The following is a 19,327-nucleotide window of genomic DNA, read 5'->3' on the forward strand; positions in this document are numbered from 1 at the left end:
CACCCCGACACTTTGTGCCGACCGTCCCACTCAAGGGTAAGTCGGAGATCAGCAAATCTCCGTCTTGGCGATCTTGATCCCGAAACCTTCTAGGCCGACATAGTGCCGCTCGCGGCTGGTGAGCAGCTTGATCGAGCTCACGCCGAGATCCTTCAGGATCTGTGCGCCGAGACCGATTTCCAGCCACTCGCTCTCGCGCGTTTGCGCTTCCGCATGGGCTTCGCGACCGGCCTGGCGTGATTTGCGGCCGTTGTCGAAATGGCCGACGCCGACAGAGCCTTCCCGCAGATAGACAATGATGCCGCGGCCCTCTTCGGCGATCTTTTTCATATAGAAATCGACCGGGCTGTTCTTGCCGAAAATATCCTCGGCAACGTTTTCCGGATGCAGGCGCACCGGAATGTCGATGCCGTCGCGAATGTCGCCAAAGACGACGGCAAGGTGCTGCATGGGATCCCAGGGCAGCGAATAGGTATGGGCGCGCGCCTTGCCGAATGGCGTCTCGACATCAAAGCTGGCGCCGAGTTCGATCAGCGTTTCCTTGCGCTGACGATAGGCGATAAGGTCGGCGACCGAAACGAGCTTCAGCCCATGCTGTTCGGCGAAGCTCACCACCTGCTGACCGCGGGTGACGGTGCCATCGTCATTGACGAGCTCGCAGATGACGCCGATCGGCGGCAGGCCGGCGAGCTTGCAGAGATCGACCGCGGCTTCCGTATGGCCAGAACGCATCAGCACGCCGCCTTCGCGGGCAACCAGCGGGAAGATATGGCCCGGGCGGACGAAATCCGCAGGTCCTACATTCGGATTGGCGAGATTGCGCACCGTCAGCGTCCGGTCGTCGGCGGAAATGCCGGTCGTAGTGCCGTGCTTGAAATCGACGGAAACAGTGAAGGCCGTCGTATGTGCCGAGTCGTTTTCTGCGACCATGGCATTGAGGTTCAGCCGCTTGGCTTCTTCGCGCGGCATCGGCGTGCAGACGATGCCGGAGGTGTGGCGAACGATGAAGGCCATCTTGTCGGGTGTGCAGTGGACGGCGGCAACGATCAGGTCGCCTTCGTTTTCGCGGTCGTTGTCGTCCATGACGACGACGATCTCGCCGGCTTCGAAAGCCCGGATTGCATCGACAACACGCTTCTGGTCGTAAGGCATCTGGAAATTCCTATCTCTGCTGGCCCGTCTGGCCGCGATCTCTCAGATAATGGTCGGCAACCGCGCAAGCAATCATGGCTTCGCCGATCGGCACGGCACGAATACCGACGCAAGGATCGTGGCGACCCTTGGTGCGCACATCGACATTATTGCCATCGGCATCGATCGACTGGCGTTCCGTCAAGATCGACGATGTCGGCTTGATGGCAAAGCGTGCGACAATAGGCTCGCCTGTGGAAATGCCGCCCAGGATGCCGCCGGCATGATTGGACAGGAAGATGCGCTTGCCGTCGTTCCCCATGCGCATGGCGTCGGCATTTTCCTCGCCTGTGAGTTCAGCGGAGGCGAAACCCTCACCGATTTCGACACCCTTGACGGCGTTGATCGACATCAGCAGCGAGGCGATGTCCTGATCGAGCTTGCCGTAGATCGGAGCGCCGAGACCGGCCGGCACGCCTTCGGCCACGACTTCGACGACTGCGCCGATCGATGAGCCAGCCTTGCGGATGCCGTCGAGATACTCTTCCCACACCGGCACGATTTCCGGATCAGGTGCAAAGAACGGGTTCTGATCGACCTGAGCCCAATCCCAGTTGGCGCGGTTGATCTTATGCTTGCCGATCTGCACCAGCGCGCCGCGGATGGTCACGCCGGGCACGACGAGACGGGCGATACCACCGGCAGCGACGCGTGCTGCGGTTTCGCGGGCTGAGGAGCGGCCGCCGCCGCGATAGTCGCGAATCCCGTATTTGACGTCATAGGTATAGTCAGCGTGGCCAGGACGATAGCGTCGCGCGATCTCGCCATAATCCTTCGAGCGCTGGTCGGTATTCTCGATCAGCATCGAGATCGGCGTCCCGGTCGAGATCATCGTCTCGCCGTCCTCGTCCATCATCACGCCGGAGAGAACCTTGACGAGATCGTCCTCGCGCCGCTGAGTCACGAAACGCGATTGCCCCGGCTTGCGCTTGTCGAGCCAGGTCTGAATCTCCTGCAGCTTGAAACGGAGGCCTGGAGGGCAGCCGTCAACGACGCAGCCGAGCGCCGGGCCGTGGCTTTCGCCCCAGGTGGTGACGCGGAAAAGGTGACCGAATGTATTATGCGACATGTAAAACGCCCGGATTAGCGCAGCCTGACGGTAGGCCGCGTCTTGGCACTTGCAATTGCGGCCCACTCATAGGCCAAAATGCCGACAAGACAAAATCTTTCTTTCACTTGCCTGGGAAACGGCGACCGGCCCTTTTCCTCCTCAAGCATCGGCATGGTAAACAAAGATTAATCCGAATTGTGGATTGTGACGATGCATTCACCAATTGGGCGGGCGAAGTCATTATTGGGGGCAACTTCCGCCATATTCGACGTGTTTTCTAGGCCGCATAAGAAATCATAATCAATTTACCTGAAGGGTGACGACGATGCGCTTTTTTGTAGCGACGCTTTTGGCCACGGCAAGCCTGCTTGCTCCTGTCGCTGGTTTTGCCGAGAGCGCGGATGTCGAGGCTGTCATCAAGAAGGTCGATGCGAAGAATTTCAACATCACGCTGGATGACGGCAAGAGCTATCAAGTGCCGGAGGATTTCGATTTTAGCGGCCTTCAGGCCGGTGTGAAGGTCGTGGTCTTCTATACGGAAGTCGACGGCAAGCGCGTCGTCAACGATCTTGATATCGTCCAGTAATCCCGACACCGCCCAGTAATCCCGACACCGCCAAGTACTGGGCGGTGAGCTGAGCGTCGAAATTTCTCGATTGATCGATTTCAAGCAGTTCGGAGAGCCAACTCTCTCTCGCCTCATGCGCAAGCGCGCTACATCCAGCCGATAATCTTCATTCCCGGATCGACTTTCAGGATCTGGTCCTGGTGGATGGGGATTTCGGCCGCCTCTTCCTTGTCGACATCGCCGATCAGACGAAACAATGTGCGGATGACGCCGCCATGCGTGACACAGACCGTCGGTCGGTCGATGGACGTCAGCCAGGCACCCACGCGCCAGGAGAGGATTTCGTAGCTTTCGGCATCATCGCCGGGCGGGATGAAATCCCATTTGTTGGCCTTGCGCTCGGCAAGACGGTCAGGCTCGGTCGCCTTCAATTCCTTGAGCGTAAAGCCCTCCCAGGCGCCGAAGGACACTTCGACCAATCGGTCGTCGGTGCTGTAATCCTTGGGCGGCAGGCCCATGGCCTGACGAACGATTTCCATGGTTTCGCGCGTGCGCCGCAAGGGGCTGGCGACGAAATCGAAGGGAATGTTTTCGAAGGCAAGGATTTCCGCGAGGTCGATGCCGTTCTGCCGCGCCTGTTCGCGGCCGATGGCGTTCAGATCGATATCCTTCTGCCCTTGCAGCCGGCGCTCGGCATTCCAATCGGTCTGACCGTGGCGTATCACATAGAGGATGGGCGACACGGTCAGATTCCTGTTGGTCAGTCCTTCGCGACGGAAATGTCGGGCGCGTCCACGGCCTTCATGCCGACTGTGTGATAGCCGGAATCGACGTGGTGGATTTCGCCGGTCACGGCTGTCGACAGATCCGACAGCAGGTAGAGGGCGGAATTGCCGACTTCGTCGATCGTGACGGTCCGCTTCAGCGGTGCGTTGTACTCGTTCCACTTTAGGATGTAGCGGAAGTCGCCGATGCCGGACGCTGCAAGCGTCTTGATCGGGCCTGCCGAGATCGCGTTGACGCGGATGCCGCGACTGCCGAGGTCGACTGCGAGGTAGCGCACGCTTGCTTCGAGGGCAGCCTTGGCGACACCCATGACATTGTAATGCGGCATGACCTTCTCCGCACCATAATAGGTGAGGGTGATCATCGAGCCGCCGTCATTCATGATTCGCTCGGCGCGCTGTGCAACCGCCGTGAAGGAATAGACGGAGATGTCCATCGTCTTCGTGAAGTTGTCGCGGCTGGTATCGAGGTAACGGCCGGTCAACTCGTCCTTGTCCGAAAAGGCGATGGCGTGCACGACGAAATCGATCTTGCCCCATTTCGCCTCAAGCGTGTCCATGACGGCGTCGATCGTCGCCGGCTCGGTTACGTCGCAATGGCCGGCCATGAAGGCGCCGAGTTCCTGAGCGAGCGGCTCGACGCGCTTCTTCAGGGCATCGCCCTGCCACGTCAATGCGAGTTCGGCTCCGGCATCCGAGCAGGCCTTGGCAATACCCCACGCTATCGAACGGTTGTTTGCCACGCCGAGGATGACGCCGCGCTTGCCTGCCATGAGGCCAGTGGATTGAGCCATATTCTGCTCCCTTGAACTTTAGATGAACCTGCCTATGGCATAGGCCGTTCCCCGGTTCAAGCATCGTAAAGATCATCAACTGTTAGGGATCGTAACAAAGGGTGCTGTTGTCACCAAAATTTCACAGGAAAAGTCCTTCGCGCATGCTCCGCATGAGATCCGTGACCTTATCGTCAGGTTTTTCCCACAGCATCAGCCGCAATTCGACAATGAGATCGCCTTTTCCGCCATTGCCATCGGGCAATCCCTCGCCGGAAATGCGAATGATCTGATCCGAACCGGACCAGGCCGGCACGGTAAGCTTGACCGGCCCGTTCAATCCCTCGACCGTGGTTTCGCAACCAAGAACGGCATTCTCTATCGTAACGGGTAATATTGTACGCACATCGCTGCCGTCGAGCGTGAAGCGTCCGTCGGTCGACAGGTGAATGGTGACGGCGACATCGCCGCGCAGCATGCCCTGCAGTTTCAGTCCCTGGCCCTTGAGGTGAAGCACCTGGCCATTGGAGATATCAGTCGTCGCCTGGAAGCGCGCCTCCCGGTTGTCGGGCAGCGGAACGGCAATCCAGCGGCTCTTCAGCATGTCGTCGAGCGTTACCGTGGCTTCGGCGGCGACCTCCGGGGTTTTCTCCGGCGGCTTTTCGGGCGCACTGCCGCCCGTGATGCGCCGTACCAGAGAGCCGAGGATGCCGAAGGCCGAGCGCGAGCCGGCTGCTGCCGAAACCGTAGCAAGCTGCTCTTCTTCTTCCACCTGCCGCTCTTCCGGTGTCACGCTATCGGGTTGCTCCTGCGGTTTTTCCGCCTGTTTCGCGCCTGCTGCCGCCGTGGCCTGCGCCTGGCCGGTCTTCACTCCGAAAATGCGTTCGACCATATCTTCCGGAGATTCGGTGGCATTGCCCTGTTGGCCGGATGCTGCGGATGCTGCCGCTTTGCGGGCATTAGCCCTGGCAAGTTCTTCCATGATCTTATCGGCATTGGCACGCGCGGCCTTGGCTCGTTCGGCTGCCTCGCGAGCCGCTTGCCGCTGCTGCATGATCGTCTGTTCCTGGCTCTGGCCCTTCGCCTCTGCCATGCGCGCAATCTGATCGTAGCGGCTGCGCTTCTGCGGATCCTTTAACGTCTCGTAAGCACGGCCGATTTCGGCAAACCGCTCCGAGGCGGTCGGATCGCCAGGATTGTGATCGGGATGCGCGGTCTTGGCCAAGCTACGCCAGGCCGATTTGATTTCGTCCGCTCCCGCATCTTTTCTAACGCCCAGCACCTTATACGGATCGCGCATCTTTCCCGCCATCATTCGTGGGTGTGCCGAGCCCCATCGCAGCACCCCAAGCAAAGAAACCAGTTGATAGCGCTTCGCCATCCTGCCCCCTGTCATGGGAGGCAAGGCTGGTGCGCCGATGAACCGATCCTGCGGGAAGAGTTGCTAATCAGGCGTTACGGCGGGGAGGGGCGGCAGATCCCCATTTGGCGGCATGGTTAGCCAATCGCTAACAGATGATGCCCGAAATTCGCAGCCAAATCGTGAGCGCAGATGTCGACATCATGCGTGCGGAACCAAAATGCTTTAAAGGCGACGAAAAAACAGGAGGGCGGCGGTCAGCCCGCCTGCTGGAAGCTCAGCAATTGCCATTCGCCAAGGCCGACAAGGCACGTCCTGCCGGAGAAGTTGGCAACACCCTGATAGGAATGCCGGCTCGTGCGGAATTGGCGGCAGACCACGCCGGAGGCGTTGCTTTCGACAATCGTGTCGATGACACCGGCGCTGCCGGTCGAGGTGTTTGCCCAGGGTATGGGCTGTCCATTGAGCTTATTGAGATCCGCCGAGGTGACGGCATTGCGCACTGTGGTCTCGTCGGAGATGCTGTCCGCTGTTACGGGGGCCGTTGGCACGGTGCCCGTCGATACGCTGCGATCCACTTTGGCCGAGCTCAGATAGTCCATGCCGCCGCCGACGCAGCCGCCAAGGGTGAAAAGGGAGATGAGGGCGACAGCCATCGTCACGCCTTTTGCAAGCTTGCGCTTTGTATGAACGATCGACTTTGCTATGACTTCCACCCGAACTTCTTGGCCAGCCAGAGAGGCCGGCGGTTATTAGGAATTGCGGAGCTTTTGAATTAATATGTCGGAAAACGAGTTAACAAGCGGTGACTTCACCGAGCAGAACGAACCTTTCAGTCTCTTTGCGTCCTGGCTGCGTGAGGCGGAGACCACCGAACCGAACGATCCGAATGCGGTAGCGCTGGCAACGGTGGATAAGGATGGTTTGCCAAATGTCCGCATGGTTCTTCTGAAAGGTTTCGATAGCGACGGATTCGTATTCTATACAAATTTCGAGAGCCAGAAAGGCCAAGAAATTCTTTCTCAGAAGAAAGCGGCCATGTGTTTCCACTGGAAGTCGCTGCGGCGCCAGGTGCGCCTGCGCGGCCTGGTTGAGGTGGTGAGCGATAAGGAGGCCGACGAGTATTATAAGACAAGGCCCCGCGGCAGCCGCATCGGGGCCTGGGCCTCAAAGCAGTCACGCCCTCTGGAAGGCCGCTTCGCGCTGGAAAAGGCCGTCGCCGAATATACAGCTCGTTACGCGATCGGCGATATTCCGCGCCCGCCTTACTGGTCCGGCTTTCGCATTCGGCCGCTGTCGATCGAATTCTGGCACGATCGCCAGTTCCGCCTGCACGATCGCATCGAATTTCGCCGCGATGTACCGGAGGGTGCTTGGCAGAAGGTGCGGATGTATCCCTAAAGTTCGCCGCGATCTCTAAGATTCGCTCCCCGCACTTTAGGTCTTTGGATGTTACGGATGTCGTCGCCGCAAAACCGCTGCACATTTTTGCGCGACATGCTTTGAATCCTATGCCGTTTCTCGGCGCCCCATCAGCCGCATGGGGATGCCGGATGCAAGCGCCGATGCATAGCGGGGCTTCTGGTAATGGCCGTTCAGCGATAGCCGCGGCAGCAATAGCGGCGAGTTGGCGTTTGCTGTCGTGATCGTCCCGGGGCGCGTGGTGACGCCGACGGAGAAGCCGAGCTCCGCCGCAAGCCGACCCTCGCGCGGCGAGACGGCTTCGTTCGTGCCGTAGGGATAGGCGATCGCGGTTGGTCGCTGTCTCGTGATATCGGCGACGTAGTCAGCCGAAAGCGCCATTTCTGCCGCGGCCTCCGCTTCCGGAAGCCTTGCCAGTGCCCGATGGCTAACCGTATGGGCGCCGAGGGAGGCAAGGGGATGGCAAGCTAGCTGCTGCAATTCGTTGCGATCCATGATCGATGTACGGACGATGTCGAGCGGCTCCAGATCATGACGCCGCGCAAGCTCATCGATCCGGCTGACGGCTTCGCTTTCCTCATGATTATGGACAAATGCGGCGAAGCGCGCAAATACGGCATGCTTCTGGCTGTTCTTGCCGAGTGGCAGAAATTCTTCTCCCGACCCGAAATCGAATGTCAGCCGATCAAGCCGGCCCAGCAGTTCGCCCAGCGTCTCCCACCATATGCTATGAGTCCGCTCCGAAAGCCCCTGGGCAACGAAGACGGTGAAGGGCACGTGATGGCGCGCAAAAATCGGCAATGCGTAATCGAGATTGTCGCGATTACCGTCATCGAGCGTGAAGGCGACGAAGGGCCGCTTGCCGGCAGCCACTTTTGCTCGTGACGGAAGAGCGTCGAGCGCGATGAACTCGTAGCCATCCTGTTTCAGCCGAGTGATCGCCTGATCGAGAAAGTCGGGCGAGATCTCCAGATGGGCATTGGGCGCAAAACGGCGGGAGAGGGCAGGGCGGACGTGATGAAGGGTGAAGATCGTGCCGAGCCCGGCCACATCGCGCATCAGTCCCGCACCCTTCAAGATTGCGGAAGCCTCAAGCCCGCTTGAGATCATCGTGCGCTTGAGGCGGACCTTGATGCCCTGTTCCATGCGGCTCGACCCGGTTGACCAATGTCAACGCTGTAGCGCATCCCCGTTAAACCTTACTGAATCTTCGTCATAATTTCCAATGCGTTAATGGTTATTTTACCAGGAAAGGCAAAATTGAAGAACTATCGAGGCTGTTGCCTCAATATCGCACCGATATCAGGCTTTTTGTCGCAAAATCATACAGGGATTGATGCGGTGTGTTGGCATTCTTTCGGTTGGGGACAATTATGAAACGACTTTTGATGGCTTTGTCTGCGGCCGTCTTGCTGTTGAGCGCTCCTGTGGCAAGCTTCGCCGGCAGCGCCTATTTCATCATGGATGCAAAGACCGGCAAAGTGCTGGCATCGAGCAATGCGGATGACCTCAACCATCCGGCATCGCTGACCAAGATGATGACCCTGTATATGACCTTCGAGGCGATCCATCGCGGTAAGCTGAGCTGGAGCACCCGGATCCCGGTTTCGCGCTTCGCTGCCACTAAGCCGCCGACCAAGCTCGGCCTGAAACCCGGCGGCACCGTGACGGTCCGCGAAGCCGTCGACGGGATGATCATCAAGTCCGCCAACGATGCCGCCACCGCCATGGCGGAAGCCCTCGGCGGCAGCGAGAGCGGCTTTGCGCGGATGATGACGCAGAAGGCGCGCGAACTCGGCATGCGCCGCACCACCTTCCTGAATGCCTCCGGTCTTCCGAACATGCAGCAGTGGACGACTGCCCGCGATATGTCGACGCTCGCCGTCGCACTCATCAACAACTACCCTCAGGAGTACCGGCTCTTCTCGCAGACGAGCTTCAATTACCGCGGCCATTACGTGCGCGGCCATAACAACCTGATGTATCGCTATGAGGGCATGGACGGTATCAAGACCGGCTACACCAATGCCTCCGGCTTCAACCTCGTTAGCGCTGTGCGTCAGGGCAATCGCCGGGTGATCGGCGTCGTCATGGGCGGCGCCACCGCGCGCGGCCGCGATGCGATGATGGCATCGCTGCTGGACCGCTACGTGCCGAAGGCAGCCCCCGTCGCGACATCGCGTCTGATGGCGAGCGTCGGCGGCGGCAAGATGGGCAAGCAGGTTGAAGTGGCGTCTGCATCGGACGATGTGGCCGTCGATGTCGATGCCCAGACCACTGCCACGACGACACCGGCACCGGCACGCAAGCGTGCCGAGGTCGTCCCAATGGCATTCGCCGCCGCCTCGAATGTCACCGTGCCGATGGATCGTCCGGCTGCGATGGACGAGATCCTCGTCGATAACAAGCAGACGGCAGCTGCCAGCAAGCCGGTGGTGTCCGGAAGCTGGCAGGTGCAGATCGCCGCGACGCCAACCGCCCAGGCTGCCAAGGATCTGCTCTCGGAAGCGAAGTCCAAGGCTGGCAATGCGCTCGCCAATGCCTCGCCCTATACAGAGGCCGTCGGCAAGGGCGCCAGCATGGTCTATCGCGCCCGCTTCACCGGCTTTGCAAGCCGCGACGATGCAAGTTCGGCTTGCTCCGCTCTGAAGCGCAAGGACTTCGATTGCATGCTGCTACCGAGCAAGGGCTGAGCAAAATCTCGATTGGAGAGAAGCGAGCCGGCGGAGCAAATCTCCGCCGGCTCGACTTTTTGGTGGGAATCGTTCATTGATGAAGGGAACATAAAGGGAACGATTTCGATGTTGAGAGATCTGATGGAGCAATTCGAAACGGCTTCGGCACGCTACGCCGCCGACAATGGCATGGAGCGCGACGATGATTGGTTCGTGCTGAAACTCCAGGAAGAAATGGGCGAGTTGGTCCAGATCTGGAACAGGGTCACCGGCCGCGGGCGGAGCAAGGGCATGAGCGACGCGGATCTGGCAACCGCGCTTGCCGATGAAACGGCCGATGTGCTCGGCCATGTTCTTCTATTCGCGCATCGCAACGGTCTGGATCTGACCGCTGCGGTGGAGCGCAAATGGCGTTTCCGTCCGGAGGCGTGACAGGCGCCCCCTCGAATGGTGAGAGGAACTCTAGGCCTTAGTGCCGCCGACCGTGATCTGGTCCATGCGCAGATGCGGCTGACCGACGCCGACGGGAACCCATTGGCCGGCCTTGCCGCAATTGCCGATGCCGGTATCGAGCTTCATGTCGTTGCCGATCATCGAAACACGCTTCATTGCGTCCGGCCCGTTGCCGATCAGCATGGCTCCCTTGATCGGAGCGCCGACCTTGCCGTCCTCGATGAGGTAGGCTTCGGTGCAGCCGAAGACGAACTTGCCTGAGGTGATATCCACCTGACCGCCGCCAAAGGAAACGGCATAAATGCCCTTCTTCACCGAGGCGATGATTTCGTCCGGCGTTTTGTCGCCTCCGAGCATATAGGTGTTGGTCATGCGCGGCATCGGCGTATGGGCATAGCCTTGGCGACGGCCGTTGCCGGTCGCCTTCATGCCCATCAACCGCGCATTCTGCCGGTCCTGCATGTAGCCGACCAGTTTGCCGTTCTCGATCAGCACGTTGTAGGCCGAAGGCGTGCCTTCGTCGTCGACGGTGATTGAGCCGCGGCGGTTCTCGATCGTGCCGTCATCGACGACGGTAACGCCGGGAGCGGCCACCATCTGGCCGAGCAGGCCGGCGAAAGCCGATGTCTTCTTGCGGTTGAAATCACCTTCCAGCCCGTGGCCGACGGCTTCGTGCAGCATGACACCCGGCCAGCCGGAGCCGAGCACGACGTCCATCGTGCCGGCGGGTGCCTCGATCGCCTCGAGGTTGACAAGCGCCTGGCGAAGCGCCTCGTCGGCGCCATGGTGCCAATTGTCTTCCGTGACGAAATCGCCGAAGCCAATGCGGCCGCCCGTGCCAAAGGAGCCGGATTCCTGCCGGTCGCCGTCACCGACGATGACGGAGATATTGACGCGCGTCATCGGCCTGACATCGCGGACGCGATGACCGTCGGCGCGCAGGATGTCGACCACCTGCCAGCTTGCGGCGATTGATGCCGTCACTTGGCGGACCTTATCGTCCTTGTCGCGCAGGTAGCTGTCGATCCGCTGCAGGAGCTTCGCCTTCTCCTCGAAGCTCGGCGTGCCGATCGGGTTCTCGTCGCCGTAAAGCAGCTTGTTGGTGCGTTGTGGCGCGGCCGCATAGGAACCGGCATAGCCCGATGTTACCGCACGCACCGCATCGGCGGCGCGTTTCAGGGCGGCTTCGGACAGATCGCCCGCATGCGCATAGCCCACCGCTTCGCCGGCAACGGCGCGAAGGCCAAAGCCCTGTTCGGTGTTGAAGCTGCCGCCCTTCATACGGCCATTGTCGAATGTCAGCGATTCCGCCTGTACATGCTCGACGAAGAGTTCGCCGTCGTCGGCGCCGGACAGCGCCTCAGCAACGATGCCGCGCAGCTTGGCTTCATCGGCATCGAAAAGAGTAAGGAGATCGGTATTCATGGATCAGGTGCTCCGTTCAGAGCCGATGTAGGCTTCGCACCGCGCAAGAGCAAGCCCATCCGGTCAGGGAAGGGCGTCGTAGCCGTCCGCAAAGCCCTTGAGGTCCACAGGGATGCCGATGCCTTCTTCCGGCGACTGGAAGACGATGAAGGTTGCCGTGGCGCCGCTGCGCAGCGTCTTCAGCAACTGGTCCTCCAGCACAACTTCGGCGTAGCAGCCATCGGAGAAGCAGCGCACGAAATAGGCGCGGCCGATATCCTTGCCGTCGATATTGAGGCCGAGACCGTTCGGCAGCAGCACGCCGAGCGGCGCCAGCACGCGAAGGATCTTGGATTTGCGGTCAGCCGTCTTCAGCACGACGACGGACAGACCGATTTCCGGACGATCCTCGGCGATCACGTTCTGCATCAGAGCGCATTGCTCGGTCGAGGCGCCGGCCGGCTTGTCGCAGACGACGGACCACGCGCCATGGCTGGAGCGAACCGTACCCGGCGGTTGCGGAACCTGACTTGTCGGAACCTGCTGCGTATGCGGCTGTTGCTGGCCCGGCTGGTCCGGCTGCAACTGTTGGGTCTGCTGCGCCGGCGGCTGAGTCTGCTGTGCCTGTTGCGCCCATGCGGGTGCCGCCGCGGCGGCAGCGACGCCGCCGGTAACAAGCAAAAGCCGGGCGAGGGAACGAAAACCCATGGAAACCTCTAGATTCGAATCAGTGCCGCTATTGTTGAAGCCCAGGCCGGCAAATGAAAAGCCCCGGCTGCTGGATTCCAACCGAGTACGGCGGAAATACGACGTCTACTCCATTTTGTCCCGGCGCCGCCATGGACCGCGATGCAATTTTTCGTATGATGATGAAATGCTTGCCATGTCCGGGACAAGCATGGGGGGAGATTCGCGCAAAAATGCCGCACTAACAAATGGCTTGAGTTGTTGCGGAGCACCCCAAACTGTGGTTTGAAGCGCAATGGATTGTAGGGATACTGCGTTTGAGGAAGATCTGGGATCAAACGCTGGAGGGAGAGACATCGTGATGAAAAGAGCTTACGCGGCTCTGGCGGCTATGATCTGTCTGCTTTTTGCGACAGGTAGCTATGCCGATCAGCCGAGACCTTGGGAAACCGGTATGCAGCAGGCTGCAACCGGCAACATGCATCAAATCCGCTGGTTTGAAGCATACACGCTTTGGTTTATCATTCCGATCACGCTGCTTGTTCTGGTCCTCCTGGTGGTGGTCATGGTGAAGTTCCGGGCTTCCAAGAACCCGGTTCCGTCCAAGACGAGCCACAACACGCTGATCGAAGTCATCTGGACCATCGGACCGGTCCTCATTCTTCTCTTCCTGGCCATTCCCTCCTTCAATCTACTGACCGATCAGCTGACCTTCCCGGAGAAGACAGATGTCACCGTCAAGGCGACAGCGACGCAATGGCAGTGGAATTATGAATATGAAGGCAGTGGCGCGACCCCGGTTGCCTTCGATTCCTTCATGCTGAAGGAGCAGGACCGCACCGCCGCTGGCAAGGACGACAAGTCGAAATATCCGCGGCTGCTCGCCGTCGACAACGAAATGGTCGTTCCCGTCGGCAAGAACATCCGCCTTCTCATCACTGCCGCACCGGCCGACGTCATCCATTCCTTCGCCATGCCTGCATTTGGTGTTAGGATCGATGCCATTCCGGGCCGCCTGAACGAAACCTGGTTCAATGCCGACCGAGAAGGCCTGTATTATGGACAGTGTTCCGAGCTCTGCGGCAAGGATCACTCTTTCATGCCGATCGCCATCCGCGTCGTCTCCGATGATCAGTACAAGCAGTGGCTTGCCGCTGCTGCAACCGATGTCGGCAAGGCGAACAAGGCTCTGATGGCCGCCGTCGATCAGCCGACGACCGTCAAGGTCGCGGAAAACACGGCGAAGTAAGAGGGTAGGAACAATGGCTGGATCCAAGGCACACGACGATCACTCGCACGCTCTTCAAGACGCACATGCGCATGACGATCATCACTCACACAAGCAATCCTTCGCTGACCGTTGGCTGTTTTCGACGAATCACAAGGACATCGGCACGCTTTATCTGATCTTCGCGATCTTCGCGGGCGTGATCGGCTTCCTCCTCTCCGTTGCCATCCGCATGGAATTGCAGGAGCCCGGCATCCAGATCTTCAGCGGTCTGGCATCGATGGTCTATGGCTATTCCGGCGATGCCGCCATCGATGGCGGCAAGCAGATGTACAACGTCTTCGTCACCGCCCATGCGCTGATCATGATCTTCTTCATGGTCATGCCGGCGATGATTGGTGGCTTTGCCAACTGGATGGTGCCGATCATGATCGGTGCGCCTGACATGGCCTTCCCGCGCCTCAACAACATTTCGTTCTGGCTGCTGGTTCCCGCCTTCCTGCTGCTCATCCTTTCGATGTTCGTCGAAGGCCCGGCCGGCGCCTACGGCGCGGGCGGCGGCTGGACGATGTATGCGCCCTTGTCGGGCACGGTCGGCCATCCCGGCCCGGCGATCGATCTGGTCATCTTCGCGCTGCATATCGCCGGTGCCTCGTCGATCCTCGGCGCAATCAACTTCATTACCACAATCCTGAACATGCGCGCTCCTGGCATGACGCTGCACAAGATGCCGCTGTTTGCCTGGTCGGTTCTGATCACCGCCTTCCTGCTGCTCCTGTCGCTTCCGGTTCTCGCCGGTGCGATCACCATGCTGTTGACGGACCGCAACTTCGGCACGACCTTCTTCGCGCCGGAAGGCGGCGGTGACCCGCTGCTCTATCAGCATCTCTTCTGGTTCTTCGGCCATCCGGAAGTCTACATCCTGATCCTGCCCGGTTTCGGCATGATCAGCCACATCATCTCCACCTTCTCGCGCAAGCCGATCTTCGGCTATCTCGGCATGGCCTACGCCATGGTCGCGATCGGCGCCGTCGGCTTCGTCGTCTGGGCTCACCACATGTATGTGACCGGTCTCTCGCTCGACACGCAGCGCTACTTCGTCTTCGCGACGATGGTCATCGCGGTTCCGACAGGCGTCAAGGTCTTCTCGTGGATTGCGACCATGTGGGGCGGTTCGATCCAGTTCCGCACGCCGATGATCTGGGCGCTCGGCTTCATCTTCCTGTTCACGCTCGGCGGCGTCACCGGCGTCCAGCTCGCCAATGCCGGCCTCGATCGAGAACTGCATGCGACCTATTACGTCGTGGCCCACTTCCACTACGTTCTGTCGCTCGGCGCCGTCTTCGCCATCTTTGCAGCCTGGTACTACTGGTTCCCGAAGATGACCGGCTACATGTACAATGAGCGGATCGGCAACTGGCACTTCTGGATTACCTTCATTGGCGTGAACATGGTGTTCTTCCCGCAGCACTTCCTGGGTCGTGCGGGCATGCCGCGCCGCTACATCGACTATCCAGATGCCTATGCCGGCTGGAACTTCGTTTCCTCCATCGGCTCCTATGTCGCAGCCGTGGGCCTTTGCTTCTTCTTCTGGGGCGTTATAGATGCCTTCGCAAAGAAGCGCGTCGCAGGCGACAATCCCTGGGGCGATGGCGCAACCACGCTGGAATGGCAGCTGTCGTCGCCGCCGCCGCACCATCAATGGGAAGAGCTGCCGCGCATCAAGTAGCTCATTTCCGGACGCCGTGATCAGCGGCGTCCGGTTCAACGGATAATTGGAAGAGAGAATGACTGTCATCGACAATCACGAAGCGCTCGCGAAGCAAGGCGAAACCAGCCTGTCGGAAGCGGGTGCGCGCGATTATTTCGAGCTTTTGAAGCCGCGCGTGATGTCGCTGGTCGTCTTTACCGCTTTCACTGGCCTGGTGCTGGCGCCCGGCCACATCAACCCCGTTCTCGGCTTTATCGCCATTCTTTGTATTGCCGTCGGTGCCGGTGCATCCGGCGCCTTGAACATGTGGTATGATGCCGATATCGACGCCGTCATGACCCGCACCGCGCGCCGGCCGATACCTTCAGGCCGTATCAATCCGTCAGAAGCCCTGGCGTTCGGCTTGGTGTTGTCGGGCTTCTCGGTGACGATCCTCGGTCTTGCGATCAACTGGCTTTCCGCCGGTATTCTCGCCTTCACCATTTTCTTCTATGCCGTCGTCTACACAATGTGGCTGAAGCGCTCGACGCCGCAGAACATCGTCATCGGCGGTGCAGCCGGCGCTTTCCCGCCCGTCATCGGCTGGGCATGCGTGACCGGCAGCGTGCCGGTCGAGAGCATCGTGCTCTTCCTCATCATCTTCCTCTGGACGCCGGCCCATTTCTGGGCGCTGGCCTTGTTCAAGATGGGGGATTACGAGGCCGTCGGCGTACCGATGCTGCCGAATGTCTCCGGCATTAAGACGACGAAGAATCAGATCGTCGTCTATGCGGTGCTGACCGCCATCTTCGGCGTCGTGCCGGCCTTCATGGGCTTTGCGAGCCTTGGTTATGGTATTGTTGCCGCGATCCTGGGCGTGATCTTCGTCCACTGTTCCATCGCCGTTTGGCGAATGGCCGATGGCGACGTAAAGATGGTGCCGGCAAAGAAGCTCTTCGGCTTCTCCATTTTCTATCTTTTCGCGATCTTTTCCGCGCTGCTGATCGACCGGCTCGTTGCTGTGTTGATGTCGGGCGGCGCCGGAGGCTGGCTATGATCGAGCTCGTCAAGCTGACCGAGGCGCAGAAGAAATCGCGGCGAGGGCGCAATATCGCGCTCGGGCTGGTGCTTGCCGGTCTGGTGGTGCTGTTCTACGCAATCACCATCATCAAGGTCGGTTCCGGACACGTTTGAGGAGGCGTCATGGAGGGGGAGGTCACAAAGAGCAACAGAAGCGACGGCCGTAACAACGGCATGATCGTTGCCATGTGCCTGAGCTTCGTCGTCGGCATGAGTGCCATGTGCGCCGCCGCCGTGCCGCTCTATCGCATGTTCTGCCAGGTAACAGGCTATAACGGCACCACGCAGCGCGTCGAGCAGGTTTCGAACGTCATCCTCGACAAGCAGATACAGGTTTCCTTCGATGCCAACGTCGCGCCGGGCCTGCCATGGGATTTCAAGCCACTGCAGAAGTCTGTGAGCCCGAAGATCGGCGAGACGGTCGAGGTGAAATTCCAGATCGAAAACAAGTCGGACAAGATGGAACGCGGTCAGGCGATCTTCAACGTTTCGCCGCTGGAAGCCGGGGTCTATTTCAACAAGGTCCAGTGCTTCTGCTTCAACGAGACGGATCTCGCGCCTGGGGAAAAGCGCGAGATGTCAGTGGTTTTCTATGTCGATCCTGAGATCACCAAGGCTGTGGAAACCAAGACGATCAATGCGCTGACACTGTCCTACACCTATTATCCACGGGAAGGCGCAAAGCCCGTGGCATCCAACGACGGCGGTACGAAGCCGGTGGAAAAGAAACTTTGATGGAGAGTGCTTTTCGGTTTGACCGGAAGCAATATGGGAAAAAGTTATTCGGGGATTGCTGATATGGCCGAAGTGCATCAGAGAAAACACGATTATCACATTATCGATCCCAGCCCGTGGCCGATCATTGCGGCCTTTGGCGCCTTCGTGATCACCTTCGGCGGTGTCTGCTTCATGCGCTATCTGAACGGTGGCGCGCTGCATCTGTTCGGAATCAATTTCGCCCAGCCCTGGCTGTTCTTCATCGGCCTCGCCGTGGTTCTCTATGTCATGTATGGCTGGTGGGCCGATACGATCAAGGAGGCTCATGAGGGCGCGCATACCCGCGTGGTCTCGCTGCATCTGCGCTACGGCATGATCATGTTCATCGCCTCCGAGGTGATGTTCTTTGTCGCTTGGTTCTGGGCCTATTTCGATGTCAGCCTGTTCCCGAACGAGGCGATCCAGGCATCGCGGACGGCCTTCCTCGGCGGTCAGTTCCCGCCGAAGGGCCTTGAAGTTCTCGACCCTTGGCACCTGCCGATCTACAACACCATCATCTTGCTGCTCTCGGGCACCACGGTCACCTGGGCACACCATGCGCTGCTGCACGGCGACCGCAAGGGGCTGATCCAGGGGCTGACGCTGACCGTCCTGCTCGGCGCGCTGTTCTCCTGCGTGCAGGCCTATGAATATGCGCATGCGCCCTTCGCGTTCAAAAACTCGATCTATGGTGCGACCTTCTTCATGGCGACCGGCTTCCATGGCTTCCATGTTCTGATCGGTACGATCTTCCTGCTGGTCTGCCTCGTCCGCGCCATCCGGGGCGATTTCACGCCGAAGCAGCATTTCGGCTTCGAAGCGGCCGCCTGGTACTGGCACTTTGTTGACGTGGTCTGGCTCTTCCTGTTCTTCTGCATCTACATCTGGGGCAGCTGGGGCGCACCGCTCGCGGCCGGCTGATCGGTATCGATCTCGGGAAGATAAAGGCGGGCGCTAGGCGTCCGCCTTTTTACGTCGTCAATTTTTAGAGGCAAGTCTTTCGAACGCAGTTGGATGGGGCAGACCTCCAGCGAGCAATTGCCGGATTTCCTCGGCGCAGGCCTCAGGGCTTTTCACCGACGTATCGACCTCCAGATCATAGATTCCGGGGCGATGCACCTGTTCCTGCCAGGCAATGATCGGCCCAGGGGCAGGCACGCCAGCCTCGACCTTCACGTAAGTGCCCTGTCTTTCCGGCCCTTCTGCCAATCGCCGCTGCATAACAACATCGAGAGGGCAGCGCACGCCGACGAACAGATTGGGTAGCCCTGCCAGAAGCCGGGCGCAATCGGCGAGAATGCCGAGCGGTTGCGAATAGCTGTCGTGATGACCGAACTCGGCGACGACATTCAGCCCCATGCGGCTATGCGCGGCGATCGAGGCATAGAGTGCGGCATAAAAGCGCTGAACCAGCGGTTCGAGATCGGGCCGCCCGCCGCCGGGCCGCAGGCCGATGCCCGGACGGTAGCGTGGGGGCGTGATATGCCGCACATAGGCATCGACGCCGAGATTGACCCACACGCCCTCGAAATCAGCCTGTATCGCCTCGACGATGCTGCTTTTTCCAGACCGCGGCGCGCCGTTGAGAATAATGATCTGGCCGGGTGTCGAGCCTTCACTGTGGACCATAAATCCAATCCTTTCTGCATGCCTTTCCCGGGCTACTTACGCGGCTAGCCGCGCTTTTCGATTGGACGGATGCTTGCATCGCAGTTACTGATAATGACAGGGGCGAGATCGATAGGTTCGCCCCCAATGGCAGACCGATCGAGACAGAACTTTGAGCTCAGAGCAAGACAAAACGCCGAACGAGGCATCCCACAATGACAGCGCTCTCTTTGCGCCCGTCGATCCGTTCAAGGTCGGCATACAGGGATGTTGTCCGCGTTGCGGCCAAGGCAAGCTCTTCGATGGATTATTGTCGCTGAAGCCGCGCTGCGCCGCCTGCGATCTCGATTATGCCTTCGCCGATGCAGGTGATGGGCCAGCGGTCTTCGTCATCCTGATCGTCGGCTTCATCATCATCGGTTCGGTCTTGTGGATGCAGATCAATTATGCCCCGCCGATCTGGGTCTACATAGTGCTGTTCGCGCCGTTGACGATCATTCTTTCGCTTCTGTCCCTGCGCTGGTGCAAGGGTATCCTGATCGCCCTGCAATATCGCAACAACGCCGCCGAAGGGCGCGTCCATCGTGACTGAGTCT

The 19,327-nt window shown here is 59.6% G+C and carries 21 protein-coding genes; 11 read left to right on the plus strand and 10 right to left on the minus strand.

All coding sequences use genetic code 11. The features are described from left to right. Positions 1-48 precede the first annotated feature (48 nt). Both ribB and aroC read right to left on the minus strand, forming a co-directional pair. Positions 49-1,152 carry a 3,4-dihydroxy-2-butanone-4-phosphate synthase gene (gene ribB, locus ACYJRZ_RS09330; protein ID WP_459458231.1) on the minus strand — a complete coding sequence of 368 codons (1,104 nt, stop codon included), beginning with the start codon at positions 1,150-1,152 and terminating at the stop codon, positions 49-51. A 10-nt stretch (positions 1,153-1,162) separates the two neighbouring features. Further along, the gene (gene aroC, locus ACYJRZ_RS09335) at positions 1,163-2,260 is read right to left on the minus strand and encodes a chorismate synthase (RefSeq protein ID WP_459458232.1); all 1,098 of its coding nucleotides are present in this window, start codon (positions 2,258-2,260) and stop codon (positions 1,163-1,165) included. A gap of 307 nt (positions 2,261-2,567) precedes the next feature. On the opposite strand from aroC, the gene ACYJRZ_RS09340 reads away from it, so the two are divergent. Beyond that, positions 2,568-2,828, plus strand: coding sequence for a DUF1344 domain-containing protein (locus ACYJRZ_RS09340; RefSeq protein WP_015339036.1), 261 nt, complete (start codon positions 2,568-2,570; stop codon positions 2,826-2,828). Positions 2,829-2,956: 128 nt separating this feature from the next. Here the strand turns inward: ACYJRZ_RS09340 and ACYJRZ_RS09345 are convergent, their stop codons facing one another. The 4 genes from ACYJRZ_RS09345 to ACYJRZ_RS09360 all read right to left on the minus strand — a co-directional run bounded on the left by ACYJRZ_RS09345 (position 2,957) and on the right by ACYJRZ_RS09360 (position 6,444). Further along, on the minus strand, positions 2,957-3,553 hold the full coding sequence (locus ACYJRZ_RS09345; RefSeq protein ID WP_459458235.1) for a histidine phosphatase family protein: 597 nt from the start codon (positions 3,551-3,553) through the stop codon (positions 2,957-2,959). A 17-nt stretch (positions 3,554-3,570) separates the two neighbouring features. After that, positions 3,571-4,389 (minus strand): enoyl-ACP reductase FabI, encoded by an 819-nt coding sequence (gene fabI / locus ACYJRZ_RS09350; protein WP_459458236.1) that lies wholly within the window; start codon positions 4,387-4,389, stop codon positions 3,571-3,573. A 121-nt stretch (positions 4,390-4,510) separates the two neighbouring features. Beyond that, positions 4,511-5,668 carry a DnaJ domain-containing protein gene (locus ACYJRZ_RS09355; protein ID WP_459458728.1) on the minus strand — a complete coding sequence of 386 codons (1,158 nt, stop codon included), beginning with the start codon at positions 5,666-5,668 and terminating at the stop codon, positions 4,511-4,513. Between the two features lie 317 nt (positions 5,669-5,985). Next, entirely contained in the window at positions 5,986-6,444 is a 459-nt protein-coding gene (locus ACYJRZ_RS09360; RefSeq protein WP_015339041.1) for an RT0821/Lpp0805 family surface protein, read from the minus strand. Positions 6,445-6,508: 64 nt separating this feature from the next. On the opposite strand from ACYJRZ_RS09360, the gene pdxH reads away from it, so the two are divergent. Then, positions 6,509-7,129: a pyridoxamine 5'-phosphate oxidase gene (gene pdxH, locus ACYJRZ_RS09365; RefSeq protein WP_112605952.1), complete on the plus strand. Its 621-nt coding sequence runs from the start codon at positions 6,509-6,511 to the stop codon at positions 7,127-7,129. 108 nt (positions 7,130-7,237) lie between these two features. On the opposite strand, the gene ACYJRZ_RS09370 is transcribed toward pdxH, so the two are convergent. Beyond that, positions 7,238-8,296, minus strand: coding sequence for a polysaccharide deacetylase family protein (locus ACYJRZ_RS09370; protein ID WP_459458239.1), 1,059 nt, complete (start codon positions 8,294-8,296; stop codon positions 7,238-7,240). A 227-nt stretch (positions 8,297-8,523) separates the two neighbouring features. On the opposite strand from ACYJRZ_RS09370, the gene ACYJRZ_RS09375 reads away from it, so the two are divergent. Both ACYJRZ_RS09375 and ACYJRZ_RS09380 read left to right on the plus strand, forming a co-directional pair. After that, entirely contained in the window at positions 8,524-9,843 is a 1,320-nt protein-coding gene (locus ACYJRZ_RS09375; RefSeq protein ID WP_459458240.1) for a serine hydrolase, read from the plus strand. A gap of 108 nt (positions 9,844-9,951) precedes the next feature. Beyond that, positions 9,952-10,257: a pyrophosphatase gene (locus ACYJRZ_RS09380; RefSeq protein ID WP_459458241.1), complete on the plus strand. Its 306-nt coding sequence runs from the start codon at positions 9,952-9,954 to the stop codon at positions 10,255-10,257. Positions 10,258-10,287: 30 nt separating this feature from the next. Here ACYJRZ_RS09380 and tldD read toward each other — a convergent pair whose 3' ends face one another. After that, positions 10,288-11,703 (minus strand): metalloprotease TldD, encoded by a 1,416-nt coding sequence (gene tldD / locus ACYJRZ_RS09385; protein ID WP_459458243.1) that lies wholly within the window; start codon positions 11,701-11,703, stop codon positions 10,288-10,290. 63 nt (positions 11,704-11,766) lie between these two features. Then, positions 11,767-12,390, minus strand: a complete 624-nt coding sequence (locus ACYJRZ_RS09390; RefSeq protein WP_459458245.1) for an invasion associated locus B family protein — start codon at positions 12,388-12,390, stop codon at positions 11,767-11,769. Positions 12,391-12,730: 340 nt separating this feature from the next. On the opposite strand from ACYJRZ_RS09390, the gene coxB reads away from it, so the two are divergent. The 6 genes from coxB to ACYJRZ_RS09420 all read left to right on the plus strand — a co-directional run bounded on the left by coxB (position 12,731) and on the right by ACYJRZ_RS09420 (position 18,044). Then, entirely contained in the window at positions 12,731-13,618 is an 888-nt protein-coding gene (coxB, locus tag ACYJRZ_RS09395; protein WP_459458730.1) for a cytochrome c oxidase subunit II, read from the plus strand. Positions 13,619-13,631: 13 nt separating this feature from the next. Next, the gene (ctaD, locus tag ACYJRZ_RS09400) at positions 13,632-15,326 is read left to right on the plus strand and encodes a cytochrome c oxidase subunit I (protein WP_459458246.1); all 1,695 of its coding nucleotides are present in this window, start codon (positions 13,632-13,634) and stop codon (positions 15,324-15,326) included. Positions 15,327-15,384: 58 nt separating this feature from the next. After that, positions 15,385-16,344 carry a heme o synthase gene (locus tag ACYJRZ_RS09405; protein WP_459458248.1) on the plus strand — a complete coding sequence of 320 codons (960 nt, stop codon included), beginning with the start codon at positions 15,385-15,387 and terminating at the stop codon, positions 16,342-16,344. Continuing rightward, positions 16,341-16,481 (plus strand): hypothetical protein, encoded by a 141-nt coding sequence (locus tag ACYJRZ_RS09410; RefSeq protein ID WP_015339051.1) that lies wholly within the window; start codon positions 16,341-16,343, stop codon positions 16,479-16,481. Before ACYJRZ_RS09405 ends, ACYJRZ_RS09410 begins: the two co-directional genes overlap by 4 nt. 9 nt (positions 16,482-16,490) lie before the next feature. Beyond that, complete coding sequence (locus tag ACYJRZ_RS09415; RefSeq protein WP_459458250.1) at positions 16,491-17,102, plus strand: cytochrome c oxidase assembly protein; 612 nt, start codon at positions 16,491-16,493, stop codon at positions 17,100-17,102. Positions 17,103-17,165: 63 nt separating this feature from the next. Next, a complete protein-coding gene (locus tag ACYJRZ_RS09420; RefSeq protein ID WP_106996830.1) occupies positions 17,166-18,044 on the plus strand; it encodes a cytochrome c oxidase subunit 3 in 879 nt (292 codons plus the stop codon). Between the two features lie 57 nt (positions 18,045-18,101). Here ACYJRZ_RS09420 and ACYJRZ_RS09425 read toward each other — a convergent pair whose 3' ends face one another. Continuing rightward, positions 18,102-18,752 (minus strand): chloramphenicol phosphotransferase CPT family protein, encoded by a 651-nt coding sequence (locus ACYJRZ_RS09425; RefSeq protein ID WP_459458252.1) that lies wholly within the window; start codon positions 18,750-18,752, stop codon positions 18,102-18,104. Positions 18,753-18,903: 151 nt separating this feature from the next. On the opposite strand from ACYJRZ_RS09425, the gene ACYJRZ_RS09430 reads away from it, so the two are divergent. Then, positions 18,904-19,323 (plus strand): DUF983 domain-containing protein, encoded by a 420-nt coding sequence (locus ACYJRZ_RS09430; RefSeq protein ID WP_459458254.1) that lies wholly within the window; start codon positions 18,904-18,906, stop codon positions 19,321-19,323. The last annotated feature ends 4 nt before the right edge of the window (positions 19,324-19,327 follow it).

It is taken from the genome of Rhizobium sp. No.120, from assembly GCF_054558365.1.

What these genes read in the sequence shown, in the direction of transcription:
- ACYJRZ_RS09390 (WP_459458245.1), bottom strand. Translation starts at nt 12,390, where the DNA reads ATGGGTTTTCGTTCCCTCGCCCGGCTTTTGCTTGTTACCGGCGGCGTC.
- fabI (WP_459458236.1), bottom strand. Translation starts at nt 4,389, where the DNA reads ATGGCTCAATCCACTGGCCTCATGGCAGGCAAGCGCGGCGTCATCCTC.
- ACYJRZ_RS09405 (WP_459458248.1), top strand. Translation starts at nt 15,385, where the DNA reads ATGACTGTCATCGACAATCACGAAGCGCTCGCGAAGCAAGGCGAAACC.
- coxB (WP_459458730.1), top strand. Translation starts at nt 12,731, where the DNA reads ATGAAAAGAGCTTACGCGGCTCTGGCGGCTATGATCTGTCTGCTTTTT.
- ACYJRZ_RS09420 (WP_106996830.1), top strand. Translation starts at nt 17,166, where the DNA reads ATGGCCGAAGTGCATCAGAGAAAACACGATTATCACATTATCGATCCC.
- aroC (WP_459458232.1), bottom strand. Translation starts at nt 2,260, where the DNA reads ATGTCGCATAATACATTCGGTCACCTTTTCCGCGTCACCACCTGGGGC.
- ACYJRZ_RS09355 (WP_459458728.1), bottom strand. Translation starts at nt 5,668, where the DNA reads ATGCGCGATCCGTATAAGGTGCTGGGCGTTAGAAAAGATGCGGGAGCG.
- pdxH (WP_112605952.1), top strand. Translation starts at nt 6,509, where the DNA reads ATGTCGGAAAACGAGTTAACAAGCGGTGACTTCACCGAGCAGAACGAA.
- ACYJRZ_RS09415 (WP_459458250.1), top strand. Translation starts at nt 16,491, where the DNA reads ATGGAGGGGGAGGTCACAAAGAGCAACAGAAGCGACGGCCGTAACAAC.
- ACYJRZ_RS09375 (WP_459458240.1), top strand. Translation starts at nt 8,524, where the DNA reads ATGAAACGACTTTTGATGGCTTTGTCTGCGGCCGTCTTGCTGTTGAGC.
- tldD (WP_459458243.1), bottom strand. Translation starts at nt 11,703, where the DNA reads ATGAATACCGATCTCCTTACTCTTTTCGATGCCGATGAAGCCAAGCTG.
- ribB (WP_459458231.1), bottom strand. Translation starts at nt 1,152, where the DNA reads ATGCCTTACGACCAGAAGCGTGTTGTCGATGCAATCCGGGCTTTCGAA.
- ACYJRZ_RS09370 (WP_459458239.1), bottom strand. Translation starts at nt 8,296, where the DNA reads ATGGAACAGGGCATCAAGGTCCGCCTCAAGCGCACGATGATCTCAAGC.
- ACYJRZ_RS09410 (WP_015339051.1), top strand. Translation starts at nt 16,341, where the DNA reads ATGATCGAGCTCGTCAAGCTGACCGAGGCGCAGAAGAAATCGCGGCGA.
- ACYJRZ_RS09425 (WP_459458252.1), bottom strand. Translation starts at nt 18,752, where the DNA reads ATGGTCCACAGTGAAGGCTCGACACCCGGCCAGATCATTATTCTCAAC.
- ctaD (WP_459458246.1), top strand. Translation starts at nt 13,632, where the DNA reads ATGGCTGGATCCAAGGCACACGACGATCACTCGCACGCTCTTCAAGAC.
- ACYJRZ_RS09380 (WP_459458241.1), top strand. Translation starts at nt 9,952, where the DNA reads ATGTTGAGAGATCTGATGGAGCAATTCGAAACGGCTTCGGCACGCTAC.
- ACYJRZ_RS09340 (WP_015339036.1), top strand. Translation starts at nt 2,568, where the DNA reads ATGCGCTTTTTTGTAGCGACGCTTTTGGCCACGGCAAGCCTGCTTGCT.